This is a genomic window from Rufibacter aurantiacus (assembly GCF_017916345.1).
GTDB classification, from domain to species: Bacteria; Bacteroidota; Bacteroidia; order Cytophagales; family Hymenobacteraceae; genus Nibribacter; species Nibribacter roseolus.
Genome location: NZ_JAFMSV010000002.1, coordinates 969,965 through 988,644 on the forward strand (window position 1 = coordinate 969,965; position 18,680 = coordinate 988,644).

Consider the following 18,680-nt stretch of genomic DNA (forward strand, 5'->3'; position numbering starts at 1 on the left):
GACGAAAAGGAGGTACTTTTTAGAAAACGGTGCGAAAACGAGGCACCTTTTTACATCAACTTCAACCTAAGACACCACCATGAATCAGATAGCATTAGTAGTGGGTTCCAGCGGAATTGTGGGCAGCAACCTGGCCCAGGAACTCATTTCCCAGGGATGGACCACCTACGGCCTGGCCCGCAATCCCCAAACCGATGTCCCCGGCCTGCAACCCGTGGCCGCTGATCTGCAAAGCCCCGAGAGCCTACAAGCAGCCTTAGCCGACATCGCGCCCACGCACGTGTTTTTCACCAGCTGGATGCGCCAGGAAACCGAGGCCGAGAACATCCGGGTGAACAGCGCCATGGTCCGGAACCTGCTGAAGGTATTGTCGCCGAAGAAACCGGTGCAGCATGTGGCGCTGGTGACCGGGCTGAAGCACTACCTGGGGCCTTTTGAGGCCTACGCCACCGAAGGGTTTCTGCCCGAGACGCCGCTGCGCGAGGAGCATCCGCGCCTTGACATGGAGAACTTCTATTACGCCCAGGAAGACGAGGTGTACGCCGCCGCCGAGCGCGATGGCTTTACCTGGAGCATCCACCGGCCGCATACCATCATCGGCAAGGCCGTGGGCAACCTCATGAACATGGGCACCACCCTGGCCATCTATGCCACCATCTGCAAAGAGACCGGCCGGCCGTTCCACTGGCCAGGTTCCTCAGCGCAATGGAACGGCCTCTCTGACGTAACCGATGCCCGCGTGCTGGCCAAGCACCTAGTGTGGGCCGCCACCACCGAGGCCGCCCGCAACGAGGCCTTCAACGTAGTCAACGGCGAGTACTTCCGCTGGAACAAGTTGTGGTATCAGTTGGCCCAATGGTTCGGGGTGAAGGCCGTGGGCTATGATGGCACCATCCATCCGCTGGAAGCCGAGTTAGCGAAAGACGGCGAGTTATGGCGGCAGATCGCCGAGAAATACAACCTGGCCGAACCCAACCTGGACCGCCTGGCCTCGGCCTGGCACACCGACCTGGACCTGGGCCGCCCCATCGAGGTCATGACCGATATGTCCAAAAGCCGCCAACTGGGTTTCCACGTCTACCAAAGAACCGATGAATCTTTCTTTGACCTGTTTGAGCAGCTGCGAAAAGACCGGTTGATTCCGTAGAAGAATCTGGCATAGGTACTGAAAAAGAAAGAAGTATTTAAGACGATTCACCTCTAGATGAAAACAAAGGAGGAGCAGCTGCAGAGTTGCTCCTCCTTTGTTTTTAGTACGTTTTAGAAAAAAGAAGCCGAAAACAGAATGGCTCATATAATATTTGCACAATATAGTATATTCGGCGGCCCGGTTCCGGTTGTCTGACTACCGTTGGTCGGATAAACGGAAGTTTGACGTTAGAACACAGAACCAATAACCGGAACTCACTCCGTTTACACAGTAGTTGGCAGTAAGTGATAAATATGGTAAAAACTTTATACAATACTTATAGGGGAGCTATGGCCTATATCGAGGTTGAACTTCCAAATGGTGATAGAAGCATTGGATCTGCGTTTCATGTTGGGGATGGAGTTTTTGTTACAGCCAGACATGTCGTTGACAAAGTAAAAATTGTATCAATGGCAACTACTGAACGTTACTATGTTCCTGACGATAACGGTAATACAACTATTCATGGAGACCCTCAAAAATATAGAAGCGAATGGCCTAAAGAGCTAAACCTTGAAAATGGTCCATATTTTCACCCTGATGAACGAGTAGATGTTGCAGCCATTGTGTGTAAAGAAAAAGATATTATTCCTATTCCGTTAGGTGATCACCTGGATGACTGGATAAATGATTCTCAATTTGTACTGGCAGAAACTGTTATAATGGGATACCCTCCGATTCCATTTTCAAAAGAACCCTTATTAATAGCTGCAAGAGGTGAAATTAATGCCGTTGTGGACAAATACAGTGGACCTCATCCTCATTTCATAATTTCTGCAATGCCAAGGGGAGGATTTAGCGGTGGTTTATGCTTGATTGAATGGCAGTTTGCTTTGGGAATAATAGTAGAATCTTTAATAAATAACAATAGAGACACTGAACTTGGTTTTATGTCAGTGATTTCGGTTGAACCTATCTATACTTGTTTAGCGCATCATAACATTTTGCCTGATTTTCAAAAAGAAGGATGGAATGGATTATGGGATAAATAAACCTACTGCCAACATTGTGTAAACAGCATGCCACGGCCGACGGCCTTGCACGCTGTTTACACGAGACTGTTAGCACACATTATGGAAGAATTAACTGAAGAACAAATTAAGTTAGGCTTTTGGTACTGGAACAGAGAACCAAAATTTCCACCCCCAACAATTACAAAAGTGGAAGATTATCATCCAAAGTCAAAACTGAACTTATCTATTACCCAACTTGATAAAACACCAAAGGAGCAGAATAAGATTATTGACCAATGGTGTGAACTTCTACCGACTTTAACTGATGTAAAGTATCTATGGTTCTGCAGTCGGGTGAACCAGAAGATTTTTGATGCTGCTTGTAGAGTACCAAATCTGGAAGGACTCTATATTAAATGGAGTGGAATCAAGGACATTTCAAACCTTTGCCAGATGAAATCTTTAAAGCATCTGCATTTAGGTAGTTCAGCACAAGTAGAAGGCATAGATGTGTTAAGCGGCCTAGGAAATTTGATGACGCTTAATCTTGAGCAACTGAATAAGATTAATGACTTCAGCCCAGTGTCCAGTTTAGTAAATCTTCAAGGGCTCGGCATTGACGGTGGTATGTGGACTGCCCAAAAGATTGCCTCCCTCAAGCCAATCGGAAGTTTAACAAAACTGAAATACCTTACCTTAATCAATACAAGGGCACAGGATAAGCCATTTGAGCCTATTCTGCACCTAAAAGAATTGGTTCGCTTCAATTCATCATGGAATTACCCAGAAGCTGAATTTAAAAAGTTAAAGTCTTTGCCTAATCTAAAATATGGCAATGTGGAAACAAGCTTGAAAGAAATAAAGGAAAGTTACCAGCTGAAACAATAAAAAATAACGTGTGCTAACATTGTATAAACCCCAGCCTCGGACGACGGCCTCCGCCGCCGTTTATACTAGTCCGTTAGGCTCAATATCAAATGATATAGAAGTTTTGTGGCGCTTATGCAAACAATCAAAATATCAGTAATTGCTGTCCTACTGTTGGCTGCTATTCTAATCGGACTAAGGTTGTTTGGTTGGGAATCAGACAAACACAATGATCTGGTGATAAATAGGATTGTCGCAACACTAGAAGAATTTGAGGCTAACTCCAAAGCCACCAAAACAAGATTCAATAAGCTAAGGTTAGATAGCCTTACCAAGTTCACTTGGGATAGTCTCTATGTCTTCAACAACCCTTGGGATTCGGATGATGGAGAATTCACGAATGAGCTGATAAGTAAGGAAACTGGGATCAAGGTGACGGGTAAGGATATCTGTGATCGGTGCACGAGGCTAATTTTTGCCCTGAGAGGAGAAATGGTTGCATATGTAGATATTGATGACGAGATCCCAGGGTTATTCATCTATAGGGGAAGGGGAGCATCCGAAAACAGTCAATTGATCCCAAGAAGCGAAGCCACCTTCTATGTCTATGAGAGGTGCAGTGGAGGGCAGTACTTAGGATTCACTTTTGTTCCAATAAGTGAATTTAAGGTCATTAGAAACGAAGTTGATAATAGTTGCTTTTAAACACTAAGCCTAACATCGCCTAAAAAGCATTAAAACGCTTTTTAGCCCAAAAGTTGGCAAGCATTTAAAGTATGAAAATTAAGGATAATTGGAAGTCTAAAACCTTGGAGAGCCTTGAGAAAAAGATTTGGCCTTCATTAGATCCAGAGGAAAGTACGTATCTAATAAGGACTTGCAGCTCACTAAGAAAGAAGCCGCTTCAAGACTTCACAACCGAAGACTTAAGGATAATGATTGGCCAAAACATCGGTTTGAAATACCTAATACCAATAGCCATAGAAACATTAGAGTCTAACATTTTGGCTGAAGGGGATTATTTCGAGGGCGATCTGTTACAGAACGTCCTGAAAAGCGATAAGAGATATTGGGAGTTAGAAAAAGAAAACCGGCAAAAAATCTGCAAAATATTCGACTTTAACAAAAAAGTCCTACAAGAGTTTGACACAACTAAAGATATCCGAAAAGACATTTTCGATGCTTTTCATAATTTCAAACTAACCGAATAAACCAAAACTAGAAGATTTATCTTAACCGGATTTCGATTTTTGCCTGCATTTTCAGAAAAGAAGCTAAAAACATAATCAGATAAAGTAAAAAGAAAAACGCTTGCCAACAAGGCATAAACGCCAACCTTCGGCCTACGGCCTCGCCAGACTTTAGCAGTCATGCACATATGATAAACAACTAAATGATAACAATAATATTAGCATTAGGTATTTTGATTCTGGCAGGATTTGGAGTCAAATATGTGATAAAACCTGAACGTATAGATACGCAGTCGCTAGTTGGCAAAAAAATAAATGACTCTTTGGCAAGTAGAGAATGGTGGTCAAATAAAAGAGGGAAATACAATTTAGCACTCGTAGTTGCAGGAGTTACTGCTTTCTTTGCTTATGCTATCCTCGGCGGGCTTTTGATCGCTCCTTACGACTACAACTTTGAAATAACCTTGTTTACAATATTTTTTCAAGGGATTGGCTATTTATTTATGATGCTTATTGCCAATATATTTTACAACCTCGGATACATAGTAGATAAAAACTTTAACAAGGACAATAGCCAATCCTACAGACAAAGCTTATATAAGCTGGGACTGTGGTTCTCAGTTGGACTACCGTTCTTGGTCCCGATTTTAATTATTGTTGAATATTTTGTTCGTTTTGCATAAGCAATATTCCGATAGAAAAAAGCACGAACCGCTAACAAGAGCTAAACGCCAGCATCGGCCGACTGCCTCAGTCGTCGTTTATACTAACCGTTGAGCGTATATTAAGCCAATAGACGTATCAGAAATCAACTTATAAAAAGAGACTTAACTTATCTATAATTAAGATCCTCAAAGAAAAAAAACAAGGACTTCAATTAAACCAGAAATTACTTGAAACAATCTTCAACCAAATACAACCTCAAATTTATCACCATGAGAAGCAGCTTAAATTATTTGTTTATTCTTTTCCTTCTAATTTCAACCAACGTTTTCTCACAAAATAAAATTGAAGGTTTACCATTTGCACAATCTTTGAATTACGGCAAGTCTGTAGCTGTTTTTGGTGGCTCTGTTTCTGTTATTCCTGAAAGTGACAGCGCCAAAATCATGTGGAAAAAATCCTTAGGGTTGACTGTTACTAATTACGGAGTGCCTGGTGCAGGTTTTTCTTCCTTGCAGGGGAAATCTGTTCAGAAACAGGTTGATGAAGCCGGTGTGTTTGACATCTATATTCTTTGGGCTTCAACAAATGACTATACCAATAAAAGAGAGATTGGGTCTTACACAGACTATACAGAATTTGACGGCTATGATAAAAAGAAACTAACCACTCAAGCAGGCGGGATCAACTATTGCATAAAAAGGATCTATGAGAAAAACCCTCAGGCAGTCATTTACTTTTTCACCTCCAGCAAAGCTTTCAATGACCGGGGAGGCTACGATCCGCTTTACGCGCAGGGGATGAACAAATATGTGGAGATGCAAAAACAGATTTGCTCGCTCCACGGCATTCCCGTTCTTGACCAGTTTACTGTAGGTGGCTATAATATCTATAACAAGCATCTGTATTATCGCGATCCTATCCATATGAATGCCCAAGGGTATAAAAAGTTAGGCGAGCTCCAGGTGTCGTTTCTTGCTTTTCCGTAGGGGTGGTAAAATCTAAAATTGCGCTCAGATATTACCTGATAACAGCAAGCAATAAAAATTCAAAGCTTACCAACTCACCTTTTAACATTAGCGTGCTAAAACAAAAATGCCGCCTGAGATTCTCTCAGGCGGCATTTTTGTTTATAGACTGATTAGCTCTTAGAACTGGTCAATGAAAGCATTCAAGGTAGCGCTTGGGCGCATGGCCTCAGCCGCCTTGTTGAAGTCTGGGTGGAAGTAGCCACCTAAATCTACTGGTCTGCCTTGGGCCGCGATCTGCTCCTGTACAATCTTCTCCTCGTTCTCAGTTAGCGCCTGGGCCAAAGAAGAGAATCTGGCTTTCAGTTCCTCGTTCTTGGACTGCTCCGCCAGGGCCTGGGCCCAGTAGAGCGCCAGGTAGAAGTGGCTGCCGCGGTTATCAATGCCACCCACTTTACGCGAAGGTGACTTGTCCTTCTCCAGGAACTCGGCGTTGGCCTGGTTCAGGGTCTCGGCTAGTATCTGGGCTTTCTCGTTTTTGGTCTTGTAGGCCAAATCCTCCAGCGAAACGGCCAGGGCCAGGAACTCGCCCAGGGAATCCCAGCGCAGGTAGTTTTCTTCCATGAACTGCTGCACGTGCTTAGGGGCAGATCCACCGGCACCGGTTTCAAACAGTCCACCACCATCCAGCAGAGGCACAATGGAAAGCATCTTGGCGCTGGTACCCAACTCAATGATCGGGAACAAGTCAGTGAGATAGTCACGCAGTACGTTACCGGTCACGGAGATGGTGTCCTGGCCCGCTCTGGCGCGCTCGCAGGTATACCGGATGGCCTCTACCGGAGACATGATCTGGATGTCCAGCCCGGTGGTGTCATGGTCTTGCAGGTAACGCTCTACTTTCTTGATCAGGTTGGCATCATGCGCTCTGTTTTTATCAAGCCAGAAGATAGCTGGCGTGTTGGTGATGCGGGCACGGGTCACGGCCAATTTCACCCAGTCCTGGATAGGCAGGTCTTTGGTCTGGCACATTCTCCAGATATCGCCTTCCTCTACCTGGTGCTCCATCAGGCCATTGCCCGATGCATCCACCACGCGAACTGTTCCGGCGGTAGTGATCTGGAAGGTCTTGTCATGAGAGCCGTACTCCTCGGCTTTCTGTGCCATCAACCCGATGTTAGGCACCGTACCCATGGTCTTAGGATCAAAAGCACCGTTCTCTTTGCAGAAATCGATTACTTCCTGGTAGATGCCCGCGTAGTTGCGGTCTGGGATCATGTATTTGGTATCGTGCAGTTTGCCATCTGGTCCCCACATTTTGCCAGATGAACGGATAGCAGCTGGCATAGACGCGTCAATGATCACATCGTTAGGGAAGTGCAGGTTGGTGATGCCTTTGTCAGAATCAACCATAGCAATGGCCGGTCCGTTCTGATAAGCGGCTTGCAGATCAGCTTCTACAGCTGCTCTCTGCTCTTCTGGCAACGCCTGAATTTTGCTGTACACATCACCCAGACCGTTGTTCGCATCAACTCCGATGGATTTGAACAGTTCTGCGTGCTTCTCAAATACGTCTTTGAAGAACACAGTCACGGCATGCCCGAACATGATAGGGTCAGAGACCTTCATCATGGTGGCTTTCAGGTGCAGGGAAAGCAACAAGCCCGATGCCTTGGCATCAGCGATCTCTTTCTCATAGAAAGCCCGCAGTGCCTTTTTGCTCATGCGGGAAGCGTCAATCACCTCGCCGGCTTTCAGGGCCAGTTTATCTTTCAGGACGGTAGTGGTACCGTCAGCGGCTACGAACTCAATTCTAACCTCGGTAGGCTGCTCCACTACCACAGACTGCTCGCTGCCATAGAAATCACCACCGTCCATGTGCGCCACGTGCGACTTAGAGTCGGAGGTCCAGGCACCCATTGAATGAGGGTTCTTTCTGGCGTATTGTTTTACCGCATCGGCCACACGACGGTCAGAGTTTCCTTCTCTCAGCACCGGGTTCACCGCACTACCCAATACTTTTCCGTAACGGGTTTTGATTTCTTTCTCAGCATCCGTTTTCGCGTCTGCGGGGTAATCTGGGATGTTATAGCCTTGGGCCTGCAGTTCTTTGATAGCCGCAGTTAGCTGCGGAATAGAGGCACTGATGTTTGGCAATTTGATGATATTGGCCTCGGGGGTTTTAGCTAATTCGCCCAGATAGGCCAGATCATCGTTTTGGGCCTGGTTTTCTCTTAGATGGTCTGGGAAAGTAGCCAGAATACGGCCCGCCAGAGAGATGTCTCTGGTTTCTACCTCAATGTCAGCCGCCTTGGTGAAGGCTTTCACAATAGGCAGAAAAGATTGCGTGGCCAGGGCCGGCGCCTCATCTGTAATGGTATAAATGATCTTCGCAGTTTTTGTCATGTTGCTCTTTAAATTAAATACTATCACTCGGGGCTTCACAACCCCAAACGATTTCAGACCTGTGCCCTGCCGTTAAAGGCGGGGTTTACCTAGCAAATATAAGCGACTTTTTCATATTGCCTACCCGGGAACACCGAGCAGACACAACCTATTCCCTTACGCACAAACGGGCATCAGGATTAAGAAAAACAACTCAACTTGCTGCCCACCCCTTAGAAAACAGGTCACAAGTCTGCCCTCTATTTGACTGCTGTTGAACATTGATACCTATCCGCCAGGTACCGCTTCCAATCTCCTGAGCAAAACAAAACCATAACATTCTCATCATCAAGACACTTACCTAATACCAAACTTTACCTGGCCAGGATTCTACCTCTTTAAATACTGGCTTGGATGGATTATATACCACGCTGCTTCCAAGGTCTTCTCTCTAACCAATAGCATTCAAAGAGCTTTCTTCCGCGCCAAGCCAGATAAGGCTTAATGAACCTCAAGGATGTAGTATAAATTTTTGGCAACTATTTTTTAAAAATAATTTATTATATTTTTTATATAACTATTTTATACAAAGATACAATTTAAAGGCTACCGCAAAGAAAACCAGTAGCACTATTTAGATTCACAACTTCTTCCTGCACCCTCTCCTATAATCTCCAAAAGCACTTGCCTATTGTTAAATAGTTAAACAAAATATAATTTACACCACATTTTTAAACATATCATATAATTACAACAAGATATAATTTAACATAAATACTAAGAAAAACACTTTTCACATTTTATATACCAGTAATTTAATATTCCCCTTTATGAAATCATTTTTACTAGTGATCCTTGTAGGCGTAGTAGCATTACTACAGGTAGAGGTGTATGGACAAGCCCCTAGAACCACTCTTTACCATGAAAATTTTATAGGCACCTTTAACAGCATCACGCATAACTGGCAAACGGGAACCACCCCAAACAGCACTGCCTCCTATACCAAGGCTTCTAAGGGAACACATCTCAAGACAGGGACTACCCCAGGCACCTATATCCTAGAGCTAGGTGAGTTATCTACCGGAGGGTACGAAGACATAGACGTAAGCTGGGGTGGAAAAAAAGCCGGAGAGACGGCTTTGCTTCTGGAATACAGCTTTAATGGCGGCGTTTGGGTACCCGTTGACAAATGGTTTGATGTAGGCACCGAATGGTCAAAAGTGAATGCAGAACTAGGTATTTCCTTACCTGACTGTTTTAACAAAGGCAGGGTAAAATTACGCTGGACTTTCGTTGTCACTGATGCCTCCACCGCTTACGCCATTGATGATATTACCATTACCGGAATACCTTACGGGGGGCCTGGCCTTCCAGCGGCCTTGTCAAAGTTCAGTTGGGACAACAGAGTAGGCGGCGAGGTACCCTACAATATAGCCCGGTATGGCAGCAATAATTACTATGAGGCAGACGGGGTCAAAATGCAATGGAACAAGCAGGAAGTTGGCACGGCCAATATGTACACCCAGCAGGTTACCCCAGATTACCAAAACATACACGCTTACTCTATCTCGCAGCAACATGCCGGAGGGGTCACTTCAAACAACTACTCACTGAACACGCTTCATTTCAGAAATACCGCTGTGGAGGGACTAACCTTCTCACTCTTTGATATAGACATGAACAGAAACCAGTTCTTAGATATCTTAAAGATCGTTGCTTACCGCACTGGAAGCACTACGCCAATTTTACCCCAGAAACGGTATACACAAACCACCGCCACCAATGAAATGGCCCAGGAGGGAAACACGATATTCTTCAGAAGCAAAACTTCCGCCGCCGGAGGAGCGAGCATTGACGGATCTTCCCCAGAGGGTGATGTCACCATCACTTTCCTGGAGCCGGTTGACAGGGTTGAATTCACCTTTTATAATGGCATTCCTCCGCAAAACGGGAAAGGACAGCAAGGTTTCGCGATTTCTGATTTAGCCTGGCGGAATGTAAACATGCCAGCCCCACCGGTAGACTATTCTACCCCCAGCGCTCCTAGCAACGGCGGCACCGGTCCAGATCCGCTGCCCATCTCCTTGACCGCCTTTGGTGTAAAGAAAGTAGCCGAGGGCGCTAAGCTGGATTGGATTACCGCGAACGAAAAAGACAATGAGCGTTTTGTGGTAGAACGCAGCCAGGACGGCAAAACCTTTGTGGCCATTGGAGAGGTGAAAGGTGCCGGTAACAGCAACGTTCTCCTCAAGTATTCCTTTGTAGACCGGTCCCCTAAACCAGGCGCCAACTACTACCGCTTAACCCAGGTTGACTATGACGGCAAATTTGAGCGATCCAAAACCATTTACCTGGCCTATAAGGGAGAACCACAGTCTTCTACCGTGACCACCTATCCAAACCCAGCCTCCGATGTACTTACCCTCAAAGCAGGGTCCACCTCTCAGCAAGACCAGAATTTCTATATCTTAAATGCAGCGGGTAAATTGGTAAAAACAGTAATACTGCCTAAGAACGAGGCATTGGTGCAATTGTCCGTGCGGGATTTAGCCGCCGGCCTTTACCTGGTGAAATCAAACCACTCTGTTAGCAAGTTCTTTAAGCAATAAGTCACTAAGATCCTTTTCAAAACCAGTTAAGCACTTGCTTACGGATAATGCCTCAGGGCACCTTGTTCCCCAATGAGCAAGGTGCCCTGAGGCTTTTATGTTGGCACCTTCCCTTTGCTCCCACCTGCCAATCATCTGCATAATGACAATGTGCTTCACCAGGCAACTACCTACGTATAAGGCGCATGAAGACACGGAACTATGCCCTGGCGCTTGCCATACCGCTCTTGTTTGCTTGCGGACCAAATGAAGGCAGGAAAAATGCCACCACGGAAAAGGAACGCCCTGCGCCAGGAACCCAGACAAAAGAGCAGCGCCAACAAGCCGAGGTATTGGCCAAAGACACCCTGAACGCAGTGCAGGACGAGGTGGTAAAAAAGCCAACGCCTGGCGCTTCGCCTGATTTTAAGCCGTTTTTTGAAAACTTCAGGGAAACCATCACCCAGCAGGATGCCGAAGAATTGAACCAGTGGATAGACGCGGAAAGGGGACTTTACCTCATTGAAACCCCGGGTGCGGTTCCGCAATTCACCCATGTCACGGATATCAGGAACTTCAAGCGAGCCAATGCCGGAGCACGGCCGTTCTTCTCCATCGGGGAAACGATCAAAGACTGCAAACTGGAAGAAGTGAAGGCGCTGCCCACCATTACCTGCCAGAGCGAGGACAACAATTTCGCCCGGCAGGGATGCTTTTCGGCTGATGCCGCAGCTTTCAGAAAGAATGAGGCCTATAAATACGCCGGTTTACCAGCCCAGGAAGAGCAAAAAGTTCACCAAACCCAACTACTGGTCAGCAAAACAGTGCTGCACACCAAAAGCGGTTTCAGATTCCATTTCGGGCAGATCAATGGCCAATGGCGGGTGCTGTTCATAGACCTCTCAGTACCGTGCAGCGCTTGATTCTGGTATCAAGTAGCAAGTATCACGACAACGAGTTGGCTTTCAGACAAACTCACCACAAGTGGAAGCATCTTGCCAGCCTAACCGCCGTAAGAGAAAAAGCAAGTCTGTTTAGGTCAAGATTTCCTGAAATCAGCCTCAAAACACCTTCGCGCAAACTCAAGACTCAAGACTCAGAACTCTCCATATGGCCTGGCCCTCGCACCTTCCTCCCCCGGATCCCCAGCTTGTTAAGACCCTGACCGAGCAGCAGGAAGTGCTGCGGAAACAGGTGGTGCTGCAGAAACCAGACTTCGAGCTGAAGCTGCTGGCCGGCTGTGATTCATCCTTCATCGGGGAGAATATTCTGTCAGTGTTCGTGGTGCTGACTTACCCTGAGCTGGAACTAGTGGAAAGCGTGTGGCACTACGGCCAGGTGGAACTGCCTTACATTCCGGGGTTCCTGGCGTTCAGGGAGGCGCCCAACCTGGTGAAAGCCTACGGCAAGCTGCAGCACACCCCTGACCTGATCATGGTAGACGGGCACGGTATCGCGCACCCGCGCCGTCTGGGCATTGCCAGCCAACTGGGCGTACTGTTGAACAAACCTACTATGGGCGTGGCCAAGAAAGTATTGACGGGCCGCTACGAGGAGCCTGCCCCCATGAAAGGCAGCATCACCCCGCTCCTGCACCGGCAGGAACACATCGGCAACGTAATCCGGACCAAAGACAAAGTGAAGCCGGTGTTTGTATCGCCAGGCCACCTGATGGACCTGGAAACCGCCACGGCCATTGCCCTGCAGACCGCTATCAAGCACAAACTGCCCGAGCCTACCCGCCTGGCCGATCACTACGCCGAGGTATACAAGAAAGAGGTGGTTTAAACCCGTACATGAGAGAATACGGAGGCAGGGTCGGCAAATACGGCATCTGGTAAGCAATGTGTCTGTATATGTACTGGATTTGCGTTCATCTGCCCCATTTTCCCAAACCAACCCAAATGGCACTAGTATATTATAAGAGCCTCCTACTGCTACTATAATTTTAAAGAAGGAACAGATACCGTGCCCCAGGCCATTGAAGCTTTCTGCAAGCCAATGCCTGATGCGTACCCTATAGCCGTTGTTTTTTGGATCCCCAAAGAGCCTTTCCCTGTTAGGGAAAGGCTCTTTCCTGTGGCGCCCTTTGGTTTTGGGGTCACCCGGAAACAGGCAACAAAAAAGCCTGTGAGTAGATTATCTGGTGAAAACCAGATCAAATCAAAGTATTGAAGAAAACCTGAGCCGGCAAACTATCAAAATCTGGGCACCTGAACTTAACACCTTGAAAAACAGCGCAGCACCATTTGCATCTGCGGCAATTATTGGCTTACTTCAAGGGCCGCCCTTTTAGCCCGCCCGTCTCCGTAGCCAACCCGAAGCTCCCCACTTACGTCCTTACGGTGAAAACGCGGGCTTTTACAGGCAGCGTCCACCAACCTAAAACTCTATGGAAACAATCAAATCCTTTTCCGCCTCCTCTGAAGAAGAACTTTGGCACCTGGTAGCCTATGACATGGCCAGCCAGAAAGAGTTGTTATCCTATTCTGCGCTCCTGCAGCAGCACGGCACCCAGATTTACTTTGACACCGACCTTGATCTAGGAGGCGGCTTTGAAAGCGGCATCTCGTCAACCACATTCATGGCCCCCGTGCCTGCGCACGTTTCCCTGCGGTTTGCCTTACATGAACAAGGCTGGATGGACGAAGTAGGCAAGTTCTTCGGGATGGAAGACATTGAACTGGGTTACCCAGACATTGACGATGCTTTCATCATCAAGACAAACCAGCCGGAAACCCTCAAAGCGTTGCTCTCTGATCCCGCCATCCATGACATGCTGCTGAAGCACAAGAACTGCAGCCTCAAACTAGACGAAGACGCCGACGAGACCGGCCCCGAGACCGTGCTCACCTTCTCCAAGGATGAAGCCATCCTGGACATCTCTGAACTGCGAGAAATCTACCGCCTCCTGTATGAGATGCTGCAGAAACTGCGGCAGATGGCATAATTAGTTCTGAGTCTTGAGTTCTGAGTCCTGAGTAGGAAATGCGTTTTTAGGGGCTTTTGGGAGATGAAGGTGAGGAACGCAGTTGAACCCACCCCTACCTCTCCCAGGAAGGTAATTAGGCTATTCTGGTTTGGGATTGTTTTGCCAAAAAGAGAGGCGAAACGCGAAAGGTATCCTGCTTGATAAAGGATTATTTGCTCCATTGTTTTGAAAACCGCAGCCTTTAGAAACTTGATCTCAAGCTTTAGGAATTATTCAGAATTCACCCTCTACTTACAATAGCCGATAACTCCCCTCCTCAGAGGGGCAGAGGTGGACCCAACTCCATGTGTCTCCAAAACACCGCTTACTCAAAAGACCTCGTAGCGTCCGGAGGACCTGCGAGCGTCTACGCCATCTGCTTGTCTCACTTGCAGACTTTTTGTCTCATTATGTTAAATAAACACCCTCCCATTTCTGTCATTTTTTCCGGAAAACAGGCAAAAAACGGGTAGGCACCTCATTTGCTACTATCGTCGTAACAAACTTAGAAACTACGGAAAGACTTAGATAGAGCTATGAACTTTAACAACTATACCATCAAATCGCAGGAAGCCGTGCAGAAGGCGACCGAGATTGCCGGCGGCAACCAGCAGCAGGCCATCGAGACGGGGCACTTGCTGAAGGGTATCCTGCAAACTGACGAGAACGTGACCGGTTTCTACCTGAAGAAACTGGGCGTGAACGTGAACCAATTCAACACGCGTATGGACGAGATTGTGAACGCTTACCCTAAAGTGAGCGGCGGCAGTCCGTACCTGGGCAATGATGCGGCAGCTGCACTGCAGAAAGCCAATTCTTACCTGAAGGAATTTGACGATGAGTACGTCGCCATTGAGCACCTGCTCCTGGGCCTGCTGGCTGGCAGAGACCGGGTGGCCACACTCATGAAAGACGCAGGTATCACCGAGAAAGGCCTGAAAGCCGCCATCAAAGAACTGCGTGGTGACTCCAAAGTAACCGACCAGAACGCCGAGGCGAAATACAACTCGCTGAAACGTTATGCCATTGACCTGAACGAGCAGGCTCGCCTGGGTAAGATTGACCCGGTGATTGGCCGAGACGAAGAGATCCGCCGCGTGCTGCAGATTCTGAGCCGTCGCACCAAAAACAACCCGATTCTGTTGGGAGAGCCGGGCGTGGGTAAAACCGCCATCGTGGAAGGTTTAGCCCAGCGCATTGTGTCTGGTGACGTGCCCGAGAACCTGAAAACCAAAACCATCATGAGCCTGGATATGGGTCTGTTGGTAGCGGGTGCCAAATACAAAGGTGAGTTTGAGGAGCGCCTGAAAGCGGTGATCAAAGAAGTGGTAGACTCTGAAGGCGAAATCGTGCTCTTCATTGACGAGATCCACACCTTGATTGGGGCCGGTGCCGGTGGCGATAGCGCTATGGATGCTGCTAACCTCCTGAAACCAGCCCTGGCCCGCGGTGAATTGCACGCCATTGGTGCGACTACGCTTAAAGAGTACCAGAAGTACTTTGAGAAAGACAAGGCCATGGAGCGCCGTTTCCAGTCTGTAACGGTAGATGAACCAAGCATCCCGGATGCCATTTCCATCCTGCGCGGGATCAAAGAAAAGTACGAGCTGCACCACGGGGTACGGATCAAAGACGACGCCATCATTGCCGCGGTAGAATTATCCAGCCGTTACATCTCTGACCGTTTCCTGCCAGACAAAGCCATCGACTTGATTGATGAGGCGGCCTCTAAACTGCGCATCGAGATTGACTCTTTGCCGGTAGAGCTGGACGAGGTACAGCGTAAGATCATGCAGTTGGAGATTGAGCGTGAAGCCATCCGCCGCGAGAATGATAAAGAGAAAGAGAATCTTCTTTCCAAGGAAATCGCTGATTTGAGCGAAACCCGTGACGCCTTGCGCGCCAAGTGGCAGAGCGAGAAACAGGTGATTGAAGGCATCCAGAAACAGAAAGAGGCCATTGAGCAATTCCGTCTGGAGGCCGAGCACGCTGAACGCGCCGGTGACTACGGTAGAGTGGCTGAGCTGCGCTATGGTAAGATTCAGGAAGCCGAAGCCAAACTGCGCGAACTTCAAGAGCAGGTGAAACAGCAACAAGACGGCGACCACATGCTGCAGGAAGAAGTTACCTCTGAAGACATCGCCGAAGTGGTAGCCAAGTGGACCGGCGTGCCGGTAAACAAAATGCTGCAAAGCGATCGTGAGAAACTGTTGCACCTGGAAGAAGAACTGGGCCGCCGCGTGGCTGGTCAGGAAGAAGCCATTGCCGCCATTTCTGATGCCGTGCGCCGCAGCCGGGCTGGGCTGCAGGATCCCAAGCGGCCTATCGGTTCGTTTATCTTCCTGGGTACTACTGGGGTGGGTAAAACCGAGCTTGCCAAGGCCCTGGCCGACTTCCTGTTCAACGACGAGAACGCCATGGTGCGGATTGACATGAGTGAGTACCAGGAACGCCACGCCGTGAGCCGCCTGGTGGGAGCGCCTCCGGGATACGTGGGTTACGATGAAGGTGGTCAGCTGACCGAAGCCGTTCGCCGGAAGCCCTACTCCGTTGTACTGCTGGACGAGATTGAGAAAGCGCACCCAGATGTGTTCAACATCCTGCTGCAGGTGCTGGATGATGGCCGTTTGACCGATAACAAAGGTCGGGTTGCCAACTTTAAGAACACCATCATCATCATGACGTCCAACATCGGCGCGAACATTATCCAGGATAACTTCCAGGATCTGGACGAGCTGAACCCAGAGCCTACCATTGACCGGACCCGTGACGAGGTGTTTGAGGTGCTGAAGAAAACCCTGCGCCCTGAGTTCCTGAACCGGATTGATGAGCTGATCATGTTCCGTCCGTTGAGCTCAAGAGAGATCCGGAAGATTGTGGACATCCAGTTCCGTCACATCCAGGAGCGTCTGGAAGACAGCGGCATCCGTCTGGAAGCCACCGACGAGGTACTGGACTTCTTGGGCCGCGAAGGTTACGATCCGCAGTTCGGTGCCCGTCCGTTGAAACGCGTGCTGCAACGCCGCATCCTGAACGAGCTGTCCAAAGCCATCCTGGCCGGTGACATCCGTAAAGATGCCGTGGTAGAAGCGGTGCTGGAAGACGGTGAAATCAGGTTCATCAACGTGGACATTGATCTGCCCATTGATAGATAATCCGTTGTTTTAAGTTGAAGTGAAGGCGTCGGGGAGCAATTCTCCGGCGCCTTTTTTATTGCCCATACAACATGTTATAAGGCAGATTATGAGAAAATGGGCCAGAAACCAATTATGTAGCGGCGTTACACCGTAACGCCGTGGTCATACGCAGTAGTTGGCTTCCTTTCCTCAACAGCCTTACCACGCCAAAGAGATTTGTCTATTTAATCCTAAAGCACAATTCAGGTTATTGGCAGCGGTATTGCCCTGTGGCCACACGGCGTTACGGTGTAACACCGCTACGTTTTCGGCATGTATTTTCTAAAACAGGCAGGAACCAGAAACTCACCTTCACCTGCTCCCTCATCACCCACAGAACTTGCATCCCTGAGGCTTTTTTCTAATCTTGCCTGACTAACACCGTTTTAAAACAGCAAACAAAAGTGTCATCCGTCTTCTTCACCTACCTTCAATTAGGCTTCCACCACATTTTCAACCTTCAGGCGTATGACCACATGGTGTTTGTGCTGGCCATGTGCGCCATGTATTCTGGCAGTGAGTGGCGCCGCATTTTGGCCCTGGTCACCAGCTTTACCATTGGGCATTCCATCACGCTGGCTTTGTCTACCCTTAACCTGATAAAGTTCAATACCGCCCTCATAGAACTGCTTATCCCTATCACCATCTTGCTCACGTGTTTGTATAATTTCACCCAGCTGGGCAAGGTGAAAAAGAAAGGCGGCGCGGTCTGGTCATTGAACAACGCGTTCGCCGTTTTCTTCGGGCTCATCCACGGCATGGGCTTCTCCAATTACCTCAAATCTCTGCTGGGCCAGGGGCAGAACATTGTACTGGAATTATTGGCCTTCAATGTGGGCATTGAGTTAGGTCAGTTGCTGATTGTTCTGATTGTACTCATCCTTAATTTCCTCCTCACCAGGGCCTTACCGATACAGAAACGCGACTGGGCGTTGGGCATCAGCAGCGCAGCCGGGGCTATTGCCCTTATGTTAATTTTAAACCAGGATTTTTCAGCCATTTTCTGAAAAACAAGTATAAATCAGGAGCGCCCCTGCTTTCCTGTTTTATAAGCCGCACCCATGCTGACCGAGTCTTACCGCGTATTAGGAGTACCTTTTGGCGCTGAGATGCCTCAGGTAAGGCATGCCTACCGGCAACTGGTCTTGCAGTACCACCCAGACAGAAACAAAGACCCTGAGGCGCCGGCCATGTTCATGCGTATCCAGTCGGCGTATGAGTATCTGCAGCGTTTCAAGGAGGTAGCCGCGGCGGCACCATCCGCCTCCTATTCCTACACGGCGCCACCCAAACAGCAGTCTGACTGGGAGAGATACGAGTTCGTCTATGATCCGCCGGCCGATCCCAAGGAGTACCTGGCCTGGGCGGCCGTAGCGCGGGAAAGAGCCCGCCGCCAGCGCGAGAAAGACCACCAAGCGTACGTGCAGCGCACCCTGGAGATGAAGAAAAAGTGGTGGTACGTCCTGGCCTGGGGCAGCAGCTACCTGGTACTTTTCCTTGGTTTTCTCACGGGCTTCACCTTTATGCTGGTTCCCTTTCTTTTCTTCTACTCGGGGCAATACAAGCACCTGCTGCTGGGCGTGATCACGGTCCCTATTGGATCAGCCATCTTCCGACTCATGAAGGTTTTGCGGCAGGATATCAGGAAGCACTTTGGCGAGGATCTTCCCCAAATGTCTAAATAAGAGCACGTCTGCTTTTTTCTTTGCCTTTAATTGCCCAATTTGCTT

General features: G+C 48.3%; 15 protein-coding genes. 14 read left to right on the top strand and 1 reads right to left on the bottom strand.

The genetic code is table 11. The features are described from left to right. Positions 1-79 precede the first annotated feature (79 nt). The 7 genes from J3P34_RS09275 to J3P34_RS09305 all read left to right on the top strand — a co-directional run bounded on the left by J3P34_RS09275 (position 80) and on the right by J3P34_RS09305 (position 5,851). Positions 80-1,147, top strand: a complete 1,068-nt coding sequence (locus J3P34_RS09275; protein ID WP_210488079.1) for an SDR family oxidoreductase — start codon at positions 80-82, stop codon at positions 1,145-1,147. 296 nt (positions 1,148-1,443) lie between these two features. Then, positions 1,444-2,181, top strand: coding sequence for a S1 family peptidase (locus tag J3P34_RS09280; protein ID WP_210488081.1), 738 nt, complete (start codon positions 1,444-1,446; stop codon positions 2,179-2,181). Between the two features lie 81 nt (positions 2,182-2,262). After that, complete coding sequence (locus J3P34_RS09285; protein WP_210488083.1) at positions 2,263-3,030, top strand: leucine-rich repeat domain-containing protein; 768 nt, start codon at positions 2,263-2,265, stop codon at positions 3,028-3,030. 114 nt (positions 3,031-3,144) lie between these two features. Then, positions 3,145-3,714 carry a hypothetical protein gene (locus J3P34_RS09290; RefSeq protein ID WP_210488085.1) on the top strand — a complete coding sequence of 190 codons (570 nt, stop codon included), beginning with the start codon at positions 3,145-3,147 and terminating at the stop codon, positions 3,712-3,714. A gap of 71 nt (positions 3,715-3,785) precedes the next feature. Next, entirely contained in the window at positions 3,786-4,220 is a 435-nt protein-coding gene (locus J3P34_RS09295) for a contact-dependent growth inhibition system immunity protein (protein WP_210488087.1), read from the top strand. 182 nt (positions 4,221-4,402) lie between these two features. Beyond that, positions 4,403-4,882 carry a hypothetical protein gene (locus J3P34_RS09300; RefSeq protein ID WP_210488088.1) on the top strand — a complete coding sequence of 160 codons (480 nt, stop codon included), beginning with the start codon at positions 4,403-4,405 and terminating at the stop codon, positions 4,880-4,882. A gap of 210 nt (positions 4,883-5,092) precedes the next feature. Continuing rightward, complete coding sequence (locus J3P34_RS09305) at positions 5,093-5,851, top strand: SGNH/GDSL hydrolase family protein (protein ID WP_246853630.1); 759 nt, start codon at positions 5,093-5,095, stop codon at positions 5,849-5,851. 159 nt (positions 5,852-6,010) lie between these two features. On the opposite strand, the gene J3P34_RS09310 is transcribed toward J3P34_RS09305, so the two are convergent. Next, the gene (locus J3P34_RS09310) at positions 6,011-8,236 is read right to left on the bottom strand and encodes an NADP-dependent isocitrate dehydrogenase (RefSeq protein ID WP_210488089.1); all 2,226 of its coding nucleotides are present in this window, start codon (positions 8,234-8,236) and stop codon (positions 6,011-6,013) included. An 809-nt stretch (positions 8,237-9,045) separates the two neighbouring features. On the opposite strand from J3P34_RS09310, the gene J3P34_RS09315 reads away from it, so the two are divergent. The 7 genes from J3P34_RS09315 to J3P34_RS09345 all read left to right on the top strand — a co-directional run bounded on the left by J3P34_RS09315 (position 9,046) and on the right by J3P34_RS09345 (position 18,635). Then, complete coding sequence (locus J3P34_RS09315) at positions 9,046-10,824, top strand: T9SS type A sorting domain-containing protein (RefSeq protein ID WP_210488090.1); 1,779 nt, start codon at positions 9,046-9,048, stop codon at positions 10,822-10,824. A gap of 185 nt (positions 10,825-11,009) precedes the next feature. Beyond that, positions 11,010-11,726, top strand: a complete 717-nt coding sequence (locus tag J3P34_RS09320) for a hypothetical protein (protein WP_210488091.1) — start codon at positions 11,010-11,012, stop codon at positions 11,724-11,726. Positions 11,727-11,913: 187 nt separating this feature from the next. Beyond that, complete coding sequence (gene nfi / locus J3P34_RS09325) at positions 11,914-12,591, top strand: deoxyribonuclease V (protein WP_210488092.1); 678 nt, start codon at positions 11,914-11,916, stop codon at positions 12,589-12,591. A gap of 604 nt (positions 12,592-13,195) precedes the next feature. Continuing rightward, positions 13,196-13,753 (top strand): hypothetical protein, encoded by a 558-nt coding sequence (locus tag J3P34_RS09330; protein WP_210463369.1) that lies wholly within the window; start codon positions 13,196-13,198, stop codon positions 13,751-13,753. A 557-nt stretch (positions 13,754-14,310) separates the two neighbouring features. After that, entirely contained in the window at positions 14,311-16,929 is a 2,619-nt protein-coding gene (gene clpB / locus J3P34_RS09335; RefSeq protein WP_210488093.1) for an ATP-dependent chaperone ClpB, read from the top strand. 425 nt (positions 16,930-17,354) lie between these two features. After that, positions 17,355-17,957, top strand: coding sequence for a HupE/UreJ family protein (locus J3P34_RS09340; RefSeq protein ID WP_210488094.1), 603 nt, complete (start codon positions 17,355-17,357; stop codon positions 17,955-17,957). Positions 17,958-18,011: 54 nt separating this feature from the next. Next, positions 18,012-18,635, top strand: a complete 624-nt coding sequence (locus tag J3P34_RS09345; protein WP_210488097.1) for a J domain-containing protein — start codon at positions 18,012-18,014, stop codon at positions 18,633-18,635. Positions 18,636-18,680 lie beyond the last annotated feature (45 nt).